A 17,903-nucleotide genomic window follows, 5' to 3' on the forward strand; every position below is an offset into this window, starting at 1 on the left:
ATCACCCGAATGACCCGAGAGGACCACCGCTCATGGCCGAAGCCGCCGTTCACGGCAAGGTGACCTTCGTCGGCGCCGGCCCCGGCGCCGCCGATCTGCTGACGTTCCGCGCCGCGCGTGCCATCGCCGAGGCCGACATCGTGATCTGGGCGGCGAGCCTGGTGCAGGCCGATGTCCTCGACCATGCGCGTGAGGGCGCGGAGATCCTCGACTCGGCGGCGATGTCGCTGGAGGACGTCGTCACGGTGTACGAGCGGGCGCGGAACGAGGACTTGAAGGTGGCCCGTATCCACTCCGGCGATCCGGCCCTCTGGGGCGGCACGCAGGAGCAGCTCGACCGGTGCGTGGAGCTGGGCGTCGAGGTGGAGATCGTGCCGGGCGTCTCGTCGTTCTCGGCGGTCGCCGCGATCGCCCAGCGCGAGCTGACGATCCCGGAGGTCGCGCAGTCCGTGATCCTGACCCGGCTCGGCGGCGGCAAGACGCCGATGCCGCCGGGCGAGGAGGTACGGGAGTTCGCGCGGCACGGCACGACGATGGCGCTGTTCCTGTCGGCGGCGCGGTCGGGGCAGTTGGTGCAGGAGCTGCTGGAGGGCGGCTATCCGACGGCCACTCCGGTGGTGATCGCGTACCAGGCGACCTGGCCTGAGGAACTGGTGCTGCGCTGCACGCTCGGCACGCTGGAGGAGACCGTCAAGGAGCACAAGCTGTGGAAGCACACGCTGTTCCTGGTGGGTCCGGCACTGGCCGCGTCGGGGACACGGTCGCATCTGTACCACCCGGGCCACTTCCACGGCTTCCGCAAGGCCGATCCCGCGGCGCGCAAGGCGCTGCGGGAACGGGGTGCCGCGCGGTGATCACGGTCATCGGGACCGGGACCGGGACGCCGCTGTCCGGGCGGGACCGCGAGGCGCTGGACGCGGCGACCCTGGTGGTCGGCGCGGCCCGGCATCTGACGGCGGCGGATGTGCCCCCGGGCGCCCGGCAGTTGGCGCTGGGTCCGCTGCCGCCCGCGCTCGACGCGATCGGCAAGGCGCTGGCGGACGACCGCGGGCGGATCGTCGTGCTGGCCTCCGGGGACCCAGGATTCTTCGGGATCGTACGGGTGCTGGCCGAGCGCTTCGGTGCGGAGGCGCTGGACGTACGGCCCGGTGTCGCGTCGGCGGCGGTCGCCTTCGCGCGGATCGGGCTGCCGTGGGACGACGCGGTGGTCGTCAGCGCGCACGGACGCGATCTGCGGACGGCGGTCAATGTCTGCCGTGCGCATCCCAAGGCGGCCGTGCTGACAGGCCCGGGCGCGGGTCCGGCGGAACTGGGCGCGGAGCTTTCCTACTGGGCCGCCGACCGGATGCTGGTCGTCGCCTCCGCGCTCGGCGACCCGGAGCGCGAGCGCGTCGAGCGGATGACCCCGGCGCAGGCGGCTTCGCGCGAGTGGGACACGGTGAGCGTGGTGCTCTGTCTCGACGAGCGGCGGGCGCTCGCCGCCGGGCAGCGTACGGTCGCGGGCCGGCGGGCCGGTCCGGCCCGATGGGCGCTGGAGGAGGGTGAGTTCGAGCACCGCGACTCGATGATCACCAAGTTCGAGGTGCGGGCGCTGGCGCTGGCCAGGCTCGGGCCGCGCACCGGCGATCTGGTGTGGGACATCGGAGCGGGCTCGGGGTCGGTGGCGGTGGAGTGCGCCCGGTTCGGTGCGGCGGCCGTCGCGGTGGAGAAGACCTCGGACGGGATCGACCGGATCCGCGCGAACGCGGCCGCGCACGGGGTGGACGTACACGCCGTGCACGGGGCCGCGCCGACGGTGCTGTCGCAACTGCCGGACCCTGACGCGGTGTTCATCGGCGGCGGCGGCGCGGAGCTGCCGCCGATCGTCGCGGCGTGTGCGCGGCGTGCCCGGCGCACGGTGGTCGTCGCGCTGGCGGCGCTGGACCGGGTGCCGGCGGTGCGGACCGCGCTGGGCGCGGCGGGTTTCGCGACCGACGGCGTACTGCTGCACTCGTCCCGGCTGGCACCGCTGCCCGGGGACGTGACCCGGCTCGCGGCCGCCAACCCCGTCTTCCTGCTGTGGGGCGACCGTCCCGCGGACTCGGTGAACGAAGGAGCGATTCAGTGATCGGCCTGATCTCCGCGACGGCGGCGGGCGCCGCCGCCCGCGACCGCCTGGCCACGGCCTGGCCCGGGCGCACCAGGGTGTACGAGGGCCCGGTGCGCGAGTCGGTGGAGCGCGCGTTCGCGGAGTGCGAGCAACTGGTCTGTTTCCTCGCGACGGGCGCGGTGGTCCGGCTGATCGCCCCGCTGCTCACGGACAAGTCGACGGACCCGGGCGTGGTGTGCGTGGACGAGGCAGGGCGGTACGCACTCGCCCTGCTGGGCGGACACGGCGGCGGCGCGAACGCGCTGGCGGAGGAGGTCTCGTCGGTCCTCGCCTGCGAGCCGGTGGTGACCACGGCCACGGACGCGACGGGCATCCCGGGCCTGGACACGCTGGGCCTGCCGGTGGAGGGCGCGGTGGCCGCGGTGACGCGGGCGGTGCTGGACGGCGAGCCGGTGGGACTGGTGCAGGACGCGGTGTGGCCGCTGCCTGCGCTGCCACCGAACGTGGGGGCGGGTGCGGCCGCCGCCGAGGGCGGCAGCCCTGTCGCCCGGCTCTTGGTGACCGACCGGGTCGTACAACTCGGGCCCCGCGACGCCGTGTTGCGTCCCGCGTCGCTCGTCGTCGGCGTCGGGGCCTCCAAGGGTGCCTCCGTCGAGGAAGTCCTCGGACTGGTCGAGGATGCTCTTCAGGACTCCGGACTGTCCCGGCTCAGCGTCTGCGAGCTGGCGACTGTCGACGCGAAGGCGGAGGAGCCCGGGATCGTGTCGGCCGCTGCGCGGCTCGGGGTGCCCCTGACCACATACACCGCCGAGGCGCTCGCACAGATCACCGTGCCGAACCCGTCCGGCGCACCGCTCGCCGCCGTCGGCACCCCCTCCGTCGCGGAGGCCGCCGCGCTCGCCCGCGGCGGTGAACTGCTCGTCCCGAAGCGGAAGTCGAACCCCGAAGGCCGCCCAGCCATGGCGACGTGCGCCGTCGTCCGCAGGCCGCCGCGCGGACGGCTCGCCGTCGTCGGGCTCGGGCCCGGCGCACGCGATCTGCTCACCCCGCGGGCCGCCGACGAGCTGCGCCGCGCGTCCGTGCTCGTCGGGCTCGATCAGTACGTCGACCAGATCCGCGATCTGCTCAGGCCCGGCACCAGGATCCTCGAGTCCGGACTCGGCGCCGAGGAGGAACGGGCCCGTACCGCCGTCGCCGAGGCCCGCGCCGGACATGCGGTCGCGCTGATCGGCAGCGGCGACGCGGGCGTGTACGCGATGGCCTCCCCCGCACTCGCCGAGGCGTCGGACGACATCGACGTGGTGGGCGTGCCCGGGGTCACCGCCGCGCTGGCCGCCGCGGCCGTACTCGGCGCGCCGCTCGGCCACGACCATGTCTCGATCAGCCTCTCGGACCTGCACACGCCGTGGGAGGTCATCGAACGCCGGGTGCGTGCCGCGGCGGAGGCGGACCTCGTCGTGACGTTCTACAACCCGCGCAGCCGCGGCCGCGACTGGCAGCTCCCGAAGGCCCTGTCGATCCTCGCCGAGCACCGCGCTCCGGCCACGCCGGTCGGCGTCGTGCGCAACGCGTCGCGGGCGGACGAATCCAGCCGCCTGACGACACTGGCCGGACTGGATCCCGCGACGGTGGACATGATGACGGTCGTGACCGTCGGCAACACGGCCACGCGCGAAGTAGCAGCCCGCATGGTGACCCCCCGCGGCTACCGGTGGCAGACGTCGCAGCGCCCCACCGCCCCTCCAGGAGCCGCCCAGTGAGCCGCATCGTCCACCCCATCGAGCAGGAGTCCTTCCGGCGGCTGCGGACACGTGTCGACACCAGCGGTTTTCGGCCACTCACGCGGGCCGTCGTGGAGCGGGTCATCCACTCCGCCGCCGATCTCGACTACGCCACCGACCTCGTCTGCGACGAGGACTCACTCACCGCCGCGCACGCCGCGCTGCACGCCGGTGCGCCGGTGGTCGCCGACGTCGAGATGGTCGCCGCCGGTATCACCCGCCGCGAGACCGTCTGCCGCCTCAAGGACGCCTCGTCCGGCCCGGGTCTCACCCGTTCCGCGCATGCCGTCCGGCTCGCCCACGAGCAGGTCGGGCCCGGCGCGATCTGGGTCATCGGCTGTGCGCCGACCGCACTCGAGGAGCTGCTGCTGCTCGATGCCCGGCCCGCGCTGGTGATCGGGCTGCCCGTCGGCTTCGTCGGCGCCGTCGAGTCCAAGGCCGCACTCCGCGCGAGCGGACTCCCGGCCGTCAGCAACGTGTCCGAGAAGGGCGGCAGCGCCGTCGCCGCGGCCGCGCTGAACGCTCTGCTGTACCACCCCCACTTCAAGGAGAACGCGTGACCACCCCGCCCGCACTGCTGATCGCCGGTCACGGCACTCGTGACGAAGCCGGGGCCGAGGCCTTCCGGGACTTCGTACGGGAGCTGGGGCGGCGCCATCCCGAACTCCCGGTCGCCGGCGGCTTCATCGAGCTGTCGCCGCCGCCGCTCGGCGAAGCCGTCACCGAGCTCGTCGAGCGGGGCGTGAAACGCTTCGCCGCGGTGCCTCTGATGCTGGTGTCCGCCGGGCACGCCAAGGGCGACATCCCGGCGGCGCTGTCCCGCGAGAAGGAGCGCCACCCCGGGATCTCGTACATCTACGGCCGTCCGCTCGGCCCGCACCCGGCGCTGCTGCGCGTGCTGGAGCGGCGGCTCGACGAGGCGCTCGGCTCCACCGTGCGTACGCCCGCCGACCGCGCCGATGTGACCGTGCTGCTGGTCGGCCGCGGCTCCACCGACCCGGACGCCAACGCCGAAGTCCTCAAGGCGGCGCGGCTGCTGTGGGAGGGGCGGGGATACGCGGGTGTGGAGACGGCGTTCGTGTCGCTCGCCGCGCCCGATGTGCCGAGCGGGCTGGACCGCTGCGTGCGGCTGGGCGCGCGGCGAATCGTGGTGCTGCCGTACTTCCTGTTCACCGGCATCCTGCCGGAGCGGGTGCTGCTGCAGACGCAGGGCTGGGCGGCGGCGCACCCGGATGTGGAGGTCGTCTCGGCCGATGTGATCGGCCCGACCGATGAGTTGCTCGACCTGGTGATGGAGCGCTACCGCGAGGCCGTCGCCGGCGACATCCGGATGAACTGCGACTCCTGCGTCTACCGCATCGCGCTGCCGGGCTTCGAGGACAAGGTGGGCCTGCCGCAGCAGCCGCACTTCCACCCGGACGACGACGGACACCATCACGGCCACGGACACGGCCATCACCCACACGGCAGCCATGCACACGCACACTGACGCCCACGATCTGCGGCACCACGGTGACGCGGAGCTGCGTGACGCCGTCACGGGTCTGACCGATCTCGCGGTCAATGTGCGCACCGGCACTCCGCCGCAGTGGCTGCGCGAGCGGATCGCCGACTCGCTGGCGTCGCTGGCCGCGTATCCGGACGGCCGGGCGGCGCGGGATGCGGTGGCGCGAAGACACGGCCTGCCGGTGGAGCGGGTGCTGCTGACCGCCGGTTCCGCCGAGGCGTTCGTGCTGCTCGCCCGCGCGCTGACGGTCAGTCGTCCACTGGTCGTGCACCCGCAGTTCACGGAGCCCGAGGCTGCGCTGCGGGACGCGGGCCACAAGGTGGCGCGGCTGCTGCTGCGCGAGGAGAACGGCTTCCGGCTCGATCCCCGGGCCGTCCCCGATGCGGCCGATCTGGTGATGGTCGGCAATCCGACGAATCCGACGTCCGTGCTGCATCCGGCCGCCGACATCGCCGAACTGGCCCGGCCCGGGCGGCTGTTGGTGGTGGACGAGGCGTTCATGGACGCGGTGCCGGACGAGTCCGGGACGCTGGCGGGCCGTACGGACTTGCCCGGCCTGGTGGTGCTACGCAGCCTCACCAAGACGTGGGGACTGGCGGGCCTGCGCGTCGGCTACGTACTCGCCGAGCCGGAGACGATCTCGGCGCTGGAGCGCGCGCAGCCGCTGTGGCCGGTGTCGACGCCTTCGCTGGCCGCGGCACAGGCGTGCATGGAGCCCGCGGCGCTGAAGGAGGCGGGTCAGGCCGCGCTGCTGGCGGCGACGGAACGGGCCCATTTGCTGGCGGGGCTCGCGGAGTTCGACGAGGTCCGGGTGGTGGCGGCGGCCCAGGCTCCGTTCGTGCTCCTGCACGTACGCCACGGAGCACAGGTCCGCGACCGCCTGCGCACCCTGGGCTTCGCCACCCGCCGCGGCGACACCTTCCCGGGTCTGGGCCCGGACTGGCTCCGCCTGGCGGTCCGCGACCGTGCGACGACCAACCGCTTCCTGCAGGCGCTGGACGTGGCACTCACGATGGTCGGCGAGTAGTTCCCTGCTGAGGGCTCCGCCCCGAAGCGGGCGGAGCCATCAAGTCGGCGGAGCCCCGACGGAGCCGGACCGCGCCCGGGTCAGTTCCCCCGGCGGCGGGAGACCATCACTGCCCCTCCCCCGAGCCCCAGCAGGATCGCCGAACCACCCGCGAGGTACGCCGTCATGTCGCTGCCGCCGGTCTCCGCGAGGTTCTCCGTCTTGGGCTCGGTGCCGGACGGCGGCTCGACGTCCGCGGCCGGCGGGGTCGACGGCTTCTGCTCAGCCGGTGCCTTCGGGGACTCGCAGGTCGCCTCCGCGAGCGTCACCACACCGGTCACCTCCGCGACATTCAGCTTGAGCGGGTTCACGGAGACCTTGAGTTCGAGCGCGGTCGCCGCGGCCGTACGGGACGTGGTGCGGGTCTTGGAGAGGTCGAGCGTCACCTCACCGACCCCCGGTACCTCGATCCGCGTCGGGCCGCCGGTGGTGAGCGTGACCTTCTTGCCGAGCGCCTTCACGCGGCCGAGCAGATTCGATTCGGCAACCGGCTCCTTGCCCGCCTCGCAGACCGCCTTGGAGGTCACCTGCTCGACCTCGATCAGCGAGAGCAGCGGCAGCCCGGGCACATGCACGGTGGCGCGCACGAGGTTGCTGGACGCCTCGGACCTGCGGCGGTCGACGGTGGCCTTCGCGGTTGCCGCGTCCGCGCGCAGGACCTGGAACGGCCGGCCCTGGTCGACCCCGTCCAACTGCACGCTCAGCGCGGTCTTCGCGGCGCTCGCGGGCGCCGAGACCTCGTTCAGCGTCGCCTTGAGCGGCACGTTGACGGTCTTGTTGAGCAGGGACACATCGAGCCCGGTACGGAGCACGGCCGCGTTCGCGCGTCCCTCGCCGCCGCCTCCGGTGGCGTGCGCCGGGGCGGCGAACATCGCGGGTCCTGCGACCAGCGCCGCCGCTGCCGTGACGGCTGCGCAGCGGCGTGCGGGCATGCGGAAGGTGTTGCTGTTCACGGTGGTGGAACCCCCACAAGAGACACGGCGTCGCCGGCCGGACCCCACGGGGACGCGTGGACGGCGGCGACTGGGACACCGGAATCTTTACGCACTGAGAGTGAACCGACAGACACCTGGCGTTAGTTCACCCCAAAGTGGGGTTTCCGTGTCCGCATTCGATTCTTGAGGCACGGGCGTTCCCTTGAGCCCCGCGCGTCACGGCGCAAAGGTGGTGCGCCGGTCGACCGCGGCGGATCGCGCAAGAAGTGCTTCAACGAACGGCCACAGCCGCAGGTCACGCTCGGTCAACACGACGCCGCGCCGGCTCTGCTCCTCCCGCGGCTCCCAACCCCGACATCGACCTCCACTTCGACCCCAACCCAAACCCCAACCTCAGCCGATCACCCGGCCGTTCAGGATCACCCGCCGCGGCGCCACCAGCGTCCTGATGTCCGCCCGCGGATCCGTCTCGTACACCACCAGGTCCGCCGGTGCGCCCTCCGCCAGACCCGGCCGGCCCAGCCACTCCCGCGCGCCCCAGGTCGCCGCCGACAGTGCGTCGACCGGCGGGATGCCGGCCTTCACCAGCTCGGCCACCTCCGCACCGACCAGGCCGTGCGCGAGCGAGCCGCCGGCGTCGGTGCCGGTGAAGACCGGGATGCCGGCGTCGTACGCCGCGCCCACCGTGTCGTAGCGCCGCTCGTGCAGCCGCCGCATATGGGCGGACCAGGCAGGGAACTTGGACTCCCCGCCGTCGGCGAGCGCCGGGAACGTGGCGATGTTGACCAGGGTCGGCACGATGGCCACACCGCGCTCGGCGAACAGCGGGATCGTCTCCTCGGTGAGCCCGGTGGCGTGCTCGATGCAGTCGATGCCCGCCTCGACCAGATCCCGCAGCGAGTCCTCGGCGAAGCAGTGCGCGGTCACGCGGGCACCCAGCCGGTGCGCCTCGGCGATCGCCGCCTCGACGGCTCCGCGCGGCCAGCAGGCGCCCAGATCGCCCGCCTCGCGGTCGAGCCAGTCGCCGACGAGCTTGACCCAGCCGTCGCCGCGCCGGGCCTCGGCGGCGACATACGCGACGAGATCGTCGGGCTCGATCTCGTGGGCGTAGTTGCGAATGTAGCGGCGGGTGCGGGCGATGTGCCGTCCCGCGCGAATGATCTTCGGCAGGTCCTCGCGGTCGTCGATCCAGCGGGTGTCGGACGGCGAGCCCGCGTCCCGGATGAGCAGAGCGCCGGCGTCCCGGTCGGTGAGCGCCTGCTTCTCGCTGGTCGCGTCGTCCACCGGGCCGTGCTGGTCGAGGCCCACATGGCAGTGCGCGTCGACCAGCCCGGGCAGCGCGAAGCCCTCGACGGTCCGGACCTCGGCGGCGGGCCGGTCGAAGGTGATCCGTCCGCCGACGACCCAGAGCTCGTCGCGTACGTCCTCCGGGCCGACGAGCACCCGTCCCTTCACATGCAGCACCACGTGATCGCTCATACGAGCACTGTACGAGGCCCTCGGTAGGCTCGGCCGACAGCCCGGACAGACCTCGTGACGCACCTCCCGGAGAGAGCACCGCCGTGACGCACCCCCTTCTCGATCTCGCCCCGCTGACCGCCGCGCAGTTCGCCGGCATCGAGCGCCGGGTCGCCGCGCTGCTCGCCACCGAGCAGGACGTGGTGATCATGCAGGGGGAGGCGCTGCTCCCGCTGGAGGGCTGCATCCGCGGCGGCGCCAGGCCCGGATCGACCGCGCTGAACGTGGTGACGGGGCCGTACGGGGAGACCTTCGGGAACTGGCTGCGCGACTGCGGTGCGAGCGTCGTCGACCTCGAAGTGCCGTTCCACACGGCGGTGACCGCCGAGCAGGTGGAGCAGGCGCTGGCCGCGCACCCGGAGATCGACTTCGTCTCGCTGGTGCACGCGGAGGCGGCGACCGGCAACACCAACCCGGTCGCGGAGATCGGCGAGGTGGTCCGGGCGCACGGCGCGCTGTTCATGCTGGACGCGGTGGCCTCGGTGGCCGCCGAGCCACTGCTGCCGGACGCGTGGGGCGTGGACCTGTGTGTGATCGGCGCGCAGAAGGCGATGGGCGGCCCGGCCGGGGTGTCGGCGGTGTCGGTGAGCGAGCGCGCATGGGCGCGGTTCGCGGCGAATCCGGCCGCGCCCCGGCGGTCGTACCTCTCGCTGCTCGACTGGAAGGAGCGCTGGATCGACGGCGGCCGCAAGGCACTGCTGCACGCTCCGGCGCAGCTGGAGATGCTGGCACTCGAGGCGTGTGTGGAGCGCATCGAGGCGGAAGGTCTCGATGCGGTGATGGACCGTCATGCCTCGGCCGCGGCGGCGACGCGCGCCGGTGCGTCGGCGCTCGGCGGGGGTCTCGAGCCGTTTGTGTACGAGGCGCGGGACGCGGCTCCGGTGGCCACGACGCTGCGCGCGCCGGCCGGGATCGACGCCTCCGAGCTGGTCGCGAAGGCGCTCGCGGCGGACCCTTCGCTGCCGCTGACCGCGGGCGGAGGCGCGCTGGCCGGGGAGATGATCCGGGTCAATCACTACGGCGCGGACGCGACGCGCGAGGCGGTGCACTCCTCGCTCACCGCGCTCGGCGCGGCGCTCGCGGAGCGGGGCGCGCCGGTCGATCCGGAGGCCTCCGCCCGCGCGGTCGCCGAAGCCTGGCGCTGAATCGCGGGCCGGCGGCTCCGACGGTTAACGTCTTTTCTCCGCACAGCAAAGTCGACGTGAATTTAGAAATTCGCGAAGTGGTTTTATTGGTGGCAGCTTCCCGTATTCGTCTGCCCCCGATTCCCGACCCTAAACACTAAGGTTTCGACAAGACTCATCCACGTAATTCGGGCGGATCTCGCGGCGATTTCAGACATGTGACCGACCCCACAGAGCATCCGATTCGCCCCTTATTTACGCGGGAAAACGCCACAAACCGCCACCTCGCAGCATCGAAGGTCGCGCCCGCGCGATAACACACAAGGACGCTCCACCCAACCCCAACCGACAATGCATTTTCCGAATTTGCTCGGTAAATTGCTTGGGCATGACCGCCGCACAAGAAAACCTTGTACGAGCCACGACGAACCCGAGCGAATTCCCGGAGACAGACACCCCACGAGTGGAGGACGGAGCCGCGATCTGGCGCATCGCCCGCGACTCCAAGGTCCTGGACCTCAACTCCTCGTACAGCTACCTGCTGTGGTGTCGTGACTTCGCCGCCACCTCCCTGGTGGCGCGCGGCACGGACGGCGAGCCGATCGCCTTCGTCACCGGCTACACCCGGCCCGACCGCCCGGAGGCCCTGGTCGTCTGGCAGGTCGCCGTCGACCACGCGCACCGCGGCCGCGGCCTCGCCGGTGTGCTGCTGGACGCGCTGACCGCGAAGACCGCCGGCGAGCGCGGGGTGCGCGAGCTCGAGACGACCATCACCCCGGACAACGCCGCGTCCGACCGGCTGTTCACCTCGTACGCCCAGCGGCACGGAGCGCGCGTCGAACGCGAAGTGCTCTTCGACGGCGGGCTGTTCCCGGAGGGAACGCACCAGCCGGAAGTCCTGTACCGCATCGGCCCCATCTCCGCCTGACCCCCCATTTCTGGAGACTTGCTGTGACCATCACCCCGCCCGCCCTGAGTGTCTTCGAGACCCTGGAGTCGGAGGTGCGCAGCTACTGCCGCGGCTGGCCGGCCGTGTTCGACCGTGCGCAGGGCAGCTACCTCCACGACGAGGACGGCCACACCTACCTCGACTTCTTCGCCGGCGCCGGATCGCTCAACTACGGGCACAACAACCCGGTGCTGAAACGCGCGCTGATCGACTACATCGAGCGCGACGGCATCACCCATGGCCTGGACATGGCCACCACGGCCAAGCGCGCCTTCCTGGAGTCGTTCCAGAACGTCGTCCTGCGGCCGCGCGATCTGCCGTACAAGGTCATGTTCCCCGGCCCGACCGGCACCAACGCGGTCGAGTCGGCGCTCAAGCTGGCCCGCAAGGTCAAGGGCCGCGAGTCCGTCGTCTCGTTCACCAACGCCTTCCACGGCATGTCGCTCGGCGCGCTCGCCGTCACCGGCAACGCCTTCAAGCGCGCCGGTGCGGGCATTCCGCTGGTGCACGGCACACCGATGCCGTTCGACAACTACTTCGACGGCCAGATCCCGGACTTCCTCTGGTTCGAGCGGCTGCTCGAGGACCAGGGCTCCGGGCTCAACAAGCCCGCCGCCGTGATCGTCGAGACCGTGCAGGGCGAGGGCGGCATCAATGTGGCCCGCCCCGAGTGGCTGCGCGCGCTCCAGGACCTGTGCCACCGCCAGGACATGCTGCTCATCGTCGACGACATCCAGATGGGCTGCGGCCGCACCGGCGGCTTCTTCTCCTTCGAGGAGGCCGGGATCACGCCGGACATCGTGACCCTGTCCAAGTCCATCAGCGGCTACGGACTGCCCATGTCGCTCTGCCTGTTCAAGCCCGAGCTGGACATCTGGGAGCCGGGCGAGCACAACGGCACCTTCCGCGGCAACAACCCGGCGTTCGTGACCGCCGCCGCCGCGCTGGAGACGTACTGGGCCGACGGCCAGATGGAGAAGCAGACGCTGGCCCGCGGCGAGCAGGTCGAGCAGGCACTGCTGGCCGTCGTCGCCGAGTCGGGCGAGCCCGGCGTCTCCTTCCGCGGTCGCGGCCTCGTGTGGGGCCTGGAGTTCGAGGACAAGGCCCGCGCGTCCGCGATCTGCGCCCGCGCCTTCGAGCTGGGGCTGCTGCTGGAGACCTCCGGCCCGGAGAGCGAAGTGGTCAAGCTGCTGCCTCCGCTCACCGTCTCGCCCGACGAACTCGACGAGGGCCTGCGCATCCTGGCGCGCTCCGTCCGCGAGACCGCCTGACAGCCCGACACCGTACGAGAAAGGCACCGACTCACCGTGATCGTCCGATCGTTCAAGGACATCGAGAACACCGACCGCCATGTGAAAGCCGCTTCCGGCACCTGGGAGAGCAAGCGCATCGTGCTCGCCAAGGAGAAGGTCGGCTTCTCGCTCCACGAGACCGTGCTGTACGCGGGCACGGAGACGTCGATGTGGTACGCGAACCACATCGAGGCCGTGCTCTGTGTGGAGGGCGAGGCCGAACTCACCAACGACGAGACCGGTGAGACCCACTGGATCGAGCCCGGGACGATGTATCTCCTGGACGGCCATGAGCGCCACACCATGCGTCCCAAGACCGATTTCCGCTGTGTCTGCGTCTTCAACCCGCCCGTCACCGGACGGGAGGACCACGACGAGAACGGCGTCTACCCGCTGCTGACCGAGGAGGGCTGAACCATGACCGACACCCTGACCGACCTCTACCCCACCCGCGGCGCCTCCGAGGCGCTGACCCCTCGCCAGGACCCGGTCGTCTGGTCGGCGCCCGGAGCGCCGGGGCCGATCGTCCCGTCCGAGCTGATGGGCTTCGAGCGGGACGGCTTCCTCACCGTCCAGGAGCTGATCACGGACGACGAGGTCGCGCTCTACCGCACCGAGCTGGAGCGGCTGATCACCGATCCGGCCGTACGGGCCGACGAGCGGTCGATCATCGAGCCGAAGTCTCAGGACGTGCGCTCGGTGTTCGAGGTGCACAGAATCAGCGAGATCTTCGCCGCTCTGGTGCGCGACGAGCGGGTGGTGGGCCGGGCCCGGCAGATCCTCGGCTCGGACGTGTACGTCCACCAGTCGCGGATCAATGTGAAGCCGGGCTTCGGGGCCTCGGGCTTCTACTGGCACTCGGACTTCGAGACCTGGCACGCCGAGGACGGACTGCCGAACATGCGGACCGTCTCGGTCTCGATCGCGCTGACCGAGAACCGTGACACCAACGGCGGCCTGATGATCATGCCCGGTTCGCACAAGACGTTCCTGGGCTGTGCGGGCGAGACGCCGAAGGACAACTACAAGCAGTCGCTGCAGATGCAGGACGCCGGGACCCCGTCGCACGAGGCGCTGACGCGGTTCGCCGACCGGCACGGCATCCGGTTGTTCACCGGCCGGGCGGGGTCCGCGACCTGGTTCGACTGCAACTGCATGCACGGCTCCGGGGACAACATCACCCCGTATCCGCGCAGCAATGTCTTCATCGTCTTCAACAGCGTGGAGAACGCGGCGGTGAAGCCGTTCGCGGCGCCGGTGCCGCGACCGGAGTTCATTGGAGCGCGGGACTTCACGCCGGTGCGGTGACCTGACGCGAGCGGGGCCGGTCCCATGGGACCGGCCCCGCTTTCGGCTGCCGTCAGCTGCCGCTGAGCGTCGGGTAGTCGGTGTAGCCCTTGTCGTCGCCGCCGAAGAACGAGGCGGTGTCCGGAGTGTTGTACGGGCCTTCCGTCCGCAGCCTGGTCGGCAGGTCCGGGTTGGCCAGGAACAGCGCGCCGAAGGCGACGATGTCCGCGACGCCCTCCTCGACCAGGCCGAGCGCCTTGTGGTCGGTCGGGCCCTCCGTCGCCGGGTTGAGGATCAGCGTGCCGCTGAACAGCTCGCGCAGCTCCAGCGTGATGTCCCGGTAGCCCGGGATCATCTCGACGATGTGCAGATAGCCGAGGCCCAGCGGCTCGAGCGCCTTGACCAGGGCCGGGTAGGTGGCCTTCGGGTCGGTCTCGGCGATGTCGTTGTAGGAATTTCCGGGCGACAGGCGCAGGCCGGTCCGCTCCGGGCCGATCGCCGCGGCCACGGCCTTCGTCACCTCGACGGCGAAGCGGATGCGGTTCTCGACCGAGCCGCCCCACTCGTCGGTGCGCAGGTTGGTGTTGTCGGCGATGAACTGGTGGATCAGGTAGCCGTTGGCGCCGTGCAGCTCGACGCCGTCGAAGCCGGCCGCGACGGCGTTGCGGGCCGCTTCGGCGAACTCCTCGATGATGGCCGGGATTTCGTCGGCGGTCAGCTCGCGCGGCGCGAGGAAGTCCTTCGGTCCCTCGTGCGTGTAGAGCTGTCCGTCGGCGGCGACGGAGGAGGGCGCGACGCTGAGGCGCTCCTCGTCCGGCCAGAGCACCGGGTGGCCGATGCGCCCGGCGTGCATGATCTGCGCGAAGATCTTCGCGCCCTTGGCGTGCACGGCGTCGGTGACCTTGCGCCAGGCGGCGACCTGCTCGTCGGAGTGCAGGCCCGGGGTGTTCGGGTAGCCCTGGCCCTGCACGGACGGCTGGATGCCCTCGGTGACGATCAGGCCGGCCGAGGCTCGCTGGCTGTAGTACTCGACGGTGGACTCGGTGACCGTGAGTCCCTCGCCGTAGGCACGGCTGCGGGTCATCGGTGCCATGGCGATGCGGTTCGCGAGCTCTGTGCCGGACAGTTCGATGGGGTCGAACGCGGTGGTCATGGGTGCTCCCAGAGAGTTATATGGTCGGCCAACTATTCGCTCCGGAAGCCACTGTAGCGCATTGATTGGCCGACCAAGGTAATCTTTGGGTGAGTACTCTCTGTACCTCAACCCGGAGGTCTGAGGAGGCCGCGATGTCCGCCACTCCCGGCGCGCAGGAAGACCCCGCCTGTCCCGCCGAGCTGCTGCCCGCAGCCGCCCGCGGCGGCCCCGTCAGTCATGCCCTGTCCCGGGTCGCGCGGCTGCATCGCATCGCCATGGGCAAGGTGCTCAAGAACGCCGGCCTCTACCCCGGCCAGGAGCACCTGATGATGCGGCTCTGGGAGGCCGGTCCCGTACGGCAGTCGGAGCTGATCAAGGCGGTCGACCTCGATCCGTCGACGGTCACCAAGATGCTCCAGCGCCTGGAGCAGACCGGGCACGTACGCCGCTGTCCGGACCCGAAGGACCGGCGGGCGGTCCTGGTCGAGGCCACCGACAAGAGCTGCGCGCTGAAGGCCGAGGTGACCGCCGCCTGGACCAGTCTCGAGGAGTACACGCTCGCCGGGATCGACGCGGACGAGCGCGCCGAGCTGACCCGGCTGCTGGCGAAGGTCGAGGCGAATCTGTGCACGGAGACGGCGGGCTGCCCGGAGTGGGCCGTGACTCAGGCCCAGGCCGCCGCGCAGGAGGCCTGGACCGGAACCCCGGCCGAGGCTCAGCCCGCCAGCACGTCCAGCGTCCGGTCCACGTCGGCCGCCGAGTTGTAGAGGTGGAAGGCCGCCCGGAGATTGCCCACCCGCTCGGCGACGGCGACTGAGGCGCGGGCCAGCTCCGGGACGCGGTGGCCGAGGCCCGGCACGGCGACGATCGCCGAGTCGCCGGGCACCGGCTCGTGACCCAGCTCCGTCAGCCCCGACCTGAAGCGCCGCGCGAGCGCGGTGTCATGGGCGTGCACGGCGTCGATGCCGATCTCCTCCAGCAGTGCGAGCGACTGCTCGGCACCGTGGTACGACGGGAAGGCCGGAGGTTCGTCGAAGCGGCGGGCCGAGCGGGCGAGATCGTCGACCGGGCCGTATGTCGTGCTCCACAGCTCCTCGGCGGCAAAGGTCCCGGCATGAATCGGCACCACCGACCGCTGGGCCTCCTCGGTGACCGTGAGGAACGAGACGCCGCGCGGGCAGAGCAGAAACTTGAAGCCGCCGGTGACGGTGAAGTCCCAGGCTCCCGCGTCCAGCGGCAGCCAGCCGGCCGACTGGCTGGCGTCGACCAGCGTGCGTGCGCCGTGCGCGGCCGCCGCCGCGCGGATCGCCGGCAGGTCGGCGATCCGGCCGTCGGCCGACTGCACCGAAGAGAACGCGACCAGCGCCGTGCCGGGACGGATCGCATCGGCCAGACCCTCCAGGGGCGCGTACCGCAGCTTGAGGTCGCCGCGGACGAGGAACGGCGTGATGACCGAGGCGTACTCCCCCACCGGGAACAGGACTTCCGCGCCCGGCGGCAGCGAGGTCGCGATCAGCCCGACATGCACCGAGACGGAGCCGCCGACGGCCACGCGGCCCTCGTCCACACCGGTCAGGCGGGCGAAGGACTGCCGGGCCGCGGTCACCGCCGAGAAGTCGCCGGCGCCGCCGGGACGCCCGGCGGCGAGCTCATCGAGGAGCGCGGTCACCGCGGCGACGCTGCGCAGCGGCAGCAGCCCACAGGTGGAGGTGTTCAGATACGTCGCGTCCGGCGCGAACTCGGCACCGCCCAGATTCTCCATGGGATCACCCTGCGGTGCCCTCAACCGCTGGTCAATCGCGAATTGTTGAGGGACACCTGTCAGCAGCGCTTAACCGTCGGCCCCGGCGGTCCTGATCAGCGCTGCGGGACCTCGCAGGAACCGTCCGTGTCGCAGGCCGCCGCGTCCTCCGAGCCGATCGGGGTGATCGCCCGGCCCTGCCAGGCCTGCTCCAGCGCCTGGGTGAAGACCTCGGCCGGCTGACCGCCCGAGACTCCGTAGCGCCGGTCCAGCACGAAGAACGGGACGCCGTTCGCGCCCAGCTCCGCGGCCTCGCGCTCGTCGGCCCGTACGTCGTCGGCGTACGCGTCCTCGTCGGCCAGCACCGCACGCGCCTCGTCCGCGTCCAGGCCCGCCTCGACCGCGAGCTCCACCAGGATCTCGGCGTCGAAGACCGACCGCTCCTCGGCGAAGTTCGCCCGGTAGGCGAGATCGAGCAGCTCGTCCTGGCGGCCGCGGGCCTTGGCGAGATGCAGCAGCCGGTGGACGTCGAAGGTGCTGCCGTGGTCCCGGCCCTCGGTGCGGTAGCCGAGACCCTCTGAGCGCGCGTTGGAGGCGACGTGCTCCTCCATCGCCTGTGCCTCCTCGCGGGTACGTCCGTACTTCAGCGCCAGCATGTCGACGACCGGCGCGGTGTCGCCCTTGGCGCGTCCCGGGTCGAGCTCGAAGGACCGGTGCACGATCTCGACCTGGTCGCGGTGGGCGAAGTCCGCGAGCCCCTTCTCGAAGCGGGCCTTGCCGATGTAGCACCAGGGGCAGGCGATGTCGCTCCAGATCTCCACGCGCATGCTGATTCTCTCCAGGGGTTCGTACGGTGCGGAGGCTGCCTCCGCCGCCATCTCAACGCGCACGTCGATCGGCCCATTCCGTCGCGGTCGCCGCAGTGAGGCACAACACCGGACCGCCGGGCGCGTGAGTCGGCGGGTCACCCGCCGAGGGCTTCCGCCATGCGGTCGAGGTCGGCGAGGAGGGCGGCCAGCCGCCGCTGCGGGACCGCGTCGATCATCTGCCGTTCGATGGCATAGACGGCGGACCGCGCCGCGTCGAGACGGCGGCGGCCCTCTGCGGTGAGGTGTGCGGGAAGGGCGCGGCCGTGGTCGGTGGTGGCGGGCCGGGAGATCAGGTCCGTGTCCTGGAGGCCGCGGAGGACGACGTTCATGGACTGCCGTGTGACGAAAGTGCCACGGGCGAGCTCGGCGTTGGACAGACCGGGCCGCTGGTCGAGGAGTTCGAGGCAGGCGTACTGCGGCACCGTCAGGCCGTGCTCGCGCAGGGCTTTGTCCATGGCGCCGCGCAGTGCCGCAGCGGCGCGTTTGAGGCGGTATCCCACATGTTCCGTGACGTCCTTGGCGGGGTGGGGCGGGGCCACGGGCTTCCGTTCTTCCATGTCAGGATTTTGACATAGGAGGCCGCCGTGAGTACAGTTCCGTATGTCAAAGT

18 protein-coding genes are annotated in these 17,903 nt (G+C 71.5%); 12 read left to right on the plus strand and 6 right to left on the minus strand.

All coding sequences use genetic code 11. The annotated features are described in order from the left end of the window. The first annotated feature begins 32 nt into the window (after positions 1-32). Genes cobM through cobC form a run of 6 tightly spaced genes read left to right on the plus strand, consistent with a single transcriptional unit; the run spans position 33 to position 6,404 of the window. Positions 33-854, plus strand: coding sequence for a precorrin-4 C(11)-methyltransferase (cobM, locus tag ACH4YL_RS32735; protein WP_398511126.1), 822 nt, complete (start codon positions 33-35; stop codon positions 852-854). Next, positions 851-2,107, plus strand: coding sequence for a precorrin-6y C5,15-methyltransferase (decarboxylating) subunit CbiE (gene cbiE, locus ACH4YL_RS32740; protein ID WP_398511127.1), 1,257 nt, complete (start codon positions 851-853; stop codon positions 2,105-2,107). Before cobM ends, cbiE begins: the two co-directional genes overlap by 4 nt. Next, on the plus strand, positions 2,104-3,849 hold the full coding sequence (cobJ, locus tag ACH4YL_RS32745; RefSeq protein ID WP_398511128.1) for a precorrin-3B C(17)-methyltransferase: 1,746 nt from the start codon (positions 2,104-2,106) through the stop codon (positions 3,847-3,849). The genes cbiE and cobJ overlap by 4 nt, the downstream gene beginning before the upstream one ends. Next, positions 3,846-4,430 carry a precorrin-8X methylmutase gene (locus tag ACH4YL_RS32750; RefSeq protein WP_398511129.1) on the plus strand — a complete coding sequence of 195 codons (585 nt, stop codon included), beginning with the start codon at positions 3,846-3,848 and terminating at the stop codon, positions 4,428-4,430. The genes cobJ and ACH4YL_RS32750 overlap by 4 nt, the downstream gene beginning before the upstream one ends. Then, positions 4,427-5,359 carry a sirohydrochlorin chelatase gene (locus ACH4YL_RS32755; protein WP_398511130.1) on the plus strand — a complete coding sequence of 311 codons (933 nt, stop codon included), beginning with the start codon at positions 4,427-4,429 and terminating at the stop codon, positions 5,357-5,359. Before ACH4YL_RS32750 ends, ACH4YL_RS32755 begins: the two co-directional genes overlap by 4 nt. Then, the gene (cobC, locus tag ACH4YL_RS32760) at positions 5,343-6,404 is read left to right on the plus strand and encodes an Rv2231c family pyridoxal phosphate-dependent protein CobC (protein ID WP_398511131.1); all 1,062 of its coding nucleotides are present in this window, start codon (positions 5,343-5,345) and stop codon (positions 6,402-6,404) included. The genes ACH4YL_RS32755 and cobC overlap by 17 nt, the downstream gene beginning before the upstream one ends. Positions 6,405-6,484: 80 nt before the next feature. On the opposite strand, the gene ACH4YL_RS32765 is transcribed toward cobC, so the two are convergent. Beyond that, positions 6,485-7,396, minus strand: coding sequence for an SCO1860 family LAETG-anchored protein (locus ACH4YL_RS32765; protein ID WP_398511132.1), 912 nt, complete (start codon positions 7,394-7,396; stop codon positions 6,485-6,487). Between the two features lie 375 nt (positions 7,397-7,771). After that, positions 7,772-8,857, minus strand: a complete 1,086-nt coding sequence (locus ACH4YL_RS32770) for an amidohydrolase family protein (protein ID WP_398511133.1) — start codon at positions 8,855-8,857, stop codon at positions 7,772-7,774. A gap of 83 nt (positions 8,858-8,940) precedes the next feature. Here ACH4YL_RS32770 and ACH4YL_RS32775 point away from each other — a divergent pair, with 83 nt between their 5' ends. The 5 genes from ACH4YL_RS32775 (at position 8,941) to thpD (ending at position 13,569) form a co-directional block, all read left to right on the plus strand. After that, positions 8,941-10,041, plus strand: coding sequence for a pyridoxal-phosphate-dependent aminotransferase family protein (locus ACH4YL_RS32775; protein ID WP_398511134.1), 1,101 nt, complete (start codon positions 8,941-8,943; stop codon positions 10,039-10,041). A gap of 367 nt (positions 10,042-10,408) precedes the next feature. Then, entirely contained in the window at positions 10,409-10,948 is a 540-nt protein-coding gene (ectA, locus tag ACH4YL_RS32780; RefSeq protein WP_398511135.1) for a diaminobutyrate acetyltransferase, read from the plus strand. A gap of 23 nt (positions 10,949-10,971) precedes the next feature. Next, complete coding sequence (gene ectB / locus ACH4YL_RS32785; RefSeq protein WP_398511136.1) at positions 10,972-12,240, plus strand: diaminobutyrate--2-oxoglutarate transaminase; 1,269 nt, start codon at positions 10,972-10,974, stop codon at positions 12,238-12,240. Positions 12,241-12,276: 36 nt separating this feature from the next. Next, positions 12,277-12,675 (plus strand): ectoine synthase, encoded by a 399-nt coding sequence (locus ACH4YL_RS32790; protein WP_156695024.1) that lies wholly within the window; start codon positions 12,277-12,279, stop codon positions 12,673-12,675. A 3-nt stretch (positions 12,676-12,678) separates the two neighbouring features. Further along, positions 12,679-13,569 (plus strand): ectoine hydroxylase, encoded by an 891-nt coding sequence (thpD, locus tag ACH4YL_RS32795; protein ID WP_398511137.1) that lies wholly within the window; start codon positions 12,679-12,681, stop codon positions 13,567-13,569. Between the two features lie 52 nt (positions 13,570-13,621). Here the strand turns inward: thpD and ACH4YL_RS32800 are convergent, their stop codons facing one another. After that, positions 13,622-14,701, minus strand: coding sequence for an alkene reductase (locus ACH4YL_RS32800; protein ID WP_398511138.1), 1,080 nt, complete (start codon positions 14,699-14,701; stop codon positions 13,622-13,624). A gap of 134 nt (positions 14,702-14,835) precedes the next feature. Here ACH4YL_RS32800 and ACH4YL_RS32805 point away from each other — a divergent pair, with 134 nt between their 5' ends. Further along, a complete protein-coding gene (locus tag ACH4YL_RS32805) occupies positions 14,836-15,450 on the plus strand; it encodes a MarR family winged helix-turn-helix transcriptional regulator (protein WP_398511139.1) in 615 nt (204 codons plus the stop codon). Here ACH4YL_RS32805 and ACH4YL_RS32810 read toward each other — a convergent pair. The 3 genes from ACH4YL_RS32810 to ACH4YL_RS32820 form a co-directional block, all read right to left on the minus strand. After that, the gene (locus ACH4YL_RS32810) at positions 15,399-16,445 is read right to left on the minus strand and encodes an aminotransferase class V-fold PLP-dependent enzyme (protein ID WP_398511140.1); all 1,047 of its coding nucleotides are present in this window, start codon (positions 16,443-16,445) and stop codon (positions 15,399-15,401) included. The genes ACH4YL_RS32805 and ACH4YL_RS32810 overlap by 52 nt on opposite strands. Before the next feature lie 95 nt (positions 16,446-16,540). Beyond that, positions 16,541-17,251, minus strand: coding sequence for a DsbA family oxidoreductase (locus tag ACH4YL_RS32815; protein ID WP_398511141.1), 711 nt, complete (start codon positions 17,249-17,251; stop codon positions 16,541-16,543). Between the two features lie 137 nt (positions 17,252-17,388). Further along, positions 17,389-17,850 (minus strand): MarR family winged helix-turn-helix transcriptional regulator, encoded by a 462-nt coding sequence (locus tag ACH4YL_RS32820; RefSeq protein WP_398511142.1) that lies wholly within the window; start codon positions 17,848-17,850, stop codon positions 17,389-17,391. Positions 17,851-17,903 lie beyond the last annotated feature (53 nt).

Origin of the sequence: Streptomyces sp. NPDC020681 (genome assembly GCF_044334895.1) — a bacterium.
In the GTDB taxonomy this organism is placed as follows: Bacteria; Actinomycetota; Actinomycetes; order Streptomycetales; family Streptomycetaceae; genus Streptomyces.

Bases quoted from the DNA above. Each gene is read 5' to 3' on its own strand.
- ACH4YL_RS32805 (WP_398511139.1), top strand. From the start codon at position 14,836: ATGTCCGCCACTCCCGGCGCGCAGGAAGACCCCGCCTGTCCCGCCGAG.
- cobM (WP_398511126.1), top strand. From the start codon at position 33: ATGGCCGAAGCCGCCGTTCACGGCAAGGTGACCTTCGTCGGCGCCGGC.
- ACH4YL_RS32815 (WP_398511141.1), bottom strand. From the start codon at position 17,251: ATGCGCGTGGAGATCTGGAGCGACATCGCCTGCCCCTGGTGCTACATC.
- ACH4YL_RS32800 (WP_398511138.1), bottom strand. From the start codon at position 14,701: ATGACCACCGCGTTCGACCCCATCGAACTGTCCGGCACAGAGCTCGCG.
- ACH4YL_RS32810 (WP_398511140.1), bottom strand. From the start codon at position 16,445: ATGGAGAATCTGGGCGGTGCCGAGTTCGCGCCGGACGCGACGTATCTG.
- ACH4YL_RS32770 (WP_398511133.1), bottom strand. From the start codon at position 8,857: ATGAGCGATCACGTGGTGCTGCATGTGAAGGGACGGGTGCTCGTCGGC.
- thpD (WP_398511137.1), top strand. From the start codon at position 12,679: ATGACCGACACCCTGACCGACCTCTACCCCACCCGCGGCGCCTCCGAG.
- cobC (WP_398511131.1), top strand. From the start codon at position 5,343: ATGCACACGCACACTGACGCCCACGATCTGCGGCACCACGGTGACGCG.
- ACH4YL_RS32820 (WP_398511142.1), bottom strand. From the start codon at position 17,850: ATGGAAGAACGGAAGCCCGTGGCCCCGCCCCACCCCGCCAAGGACGTC.
- ectA (WP_398511135.1), top strand. From the start codon at position 10,409: ATGACCGCCGCACAAGAAAACCTTGTACGAGCCACGACGAACCCGAGC.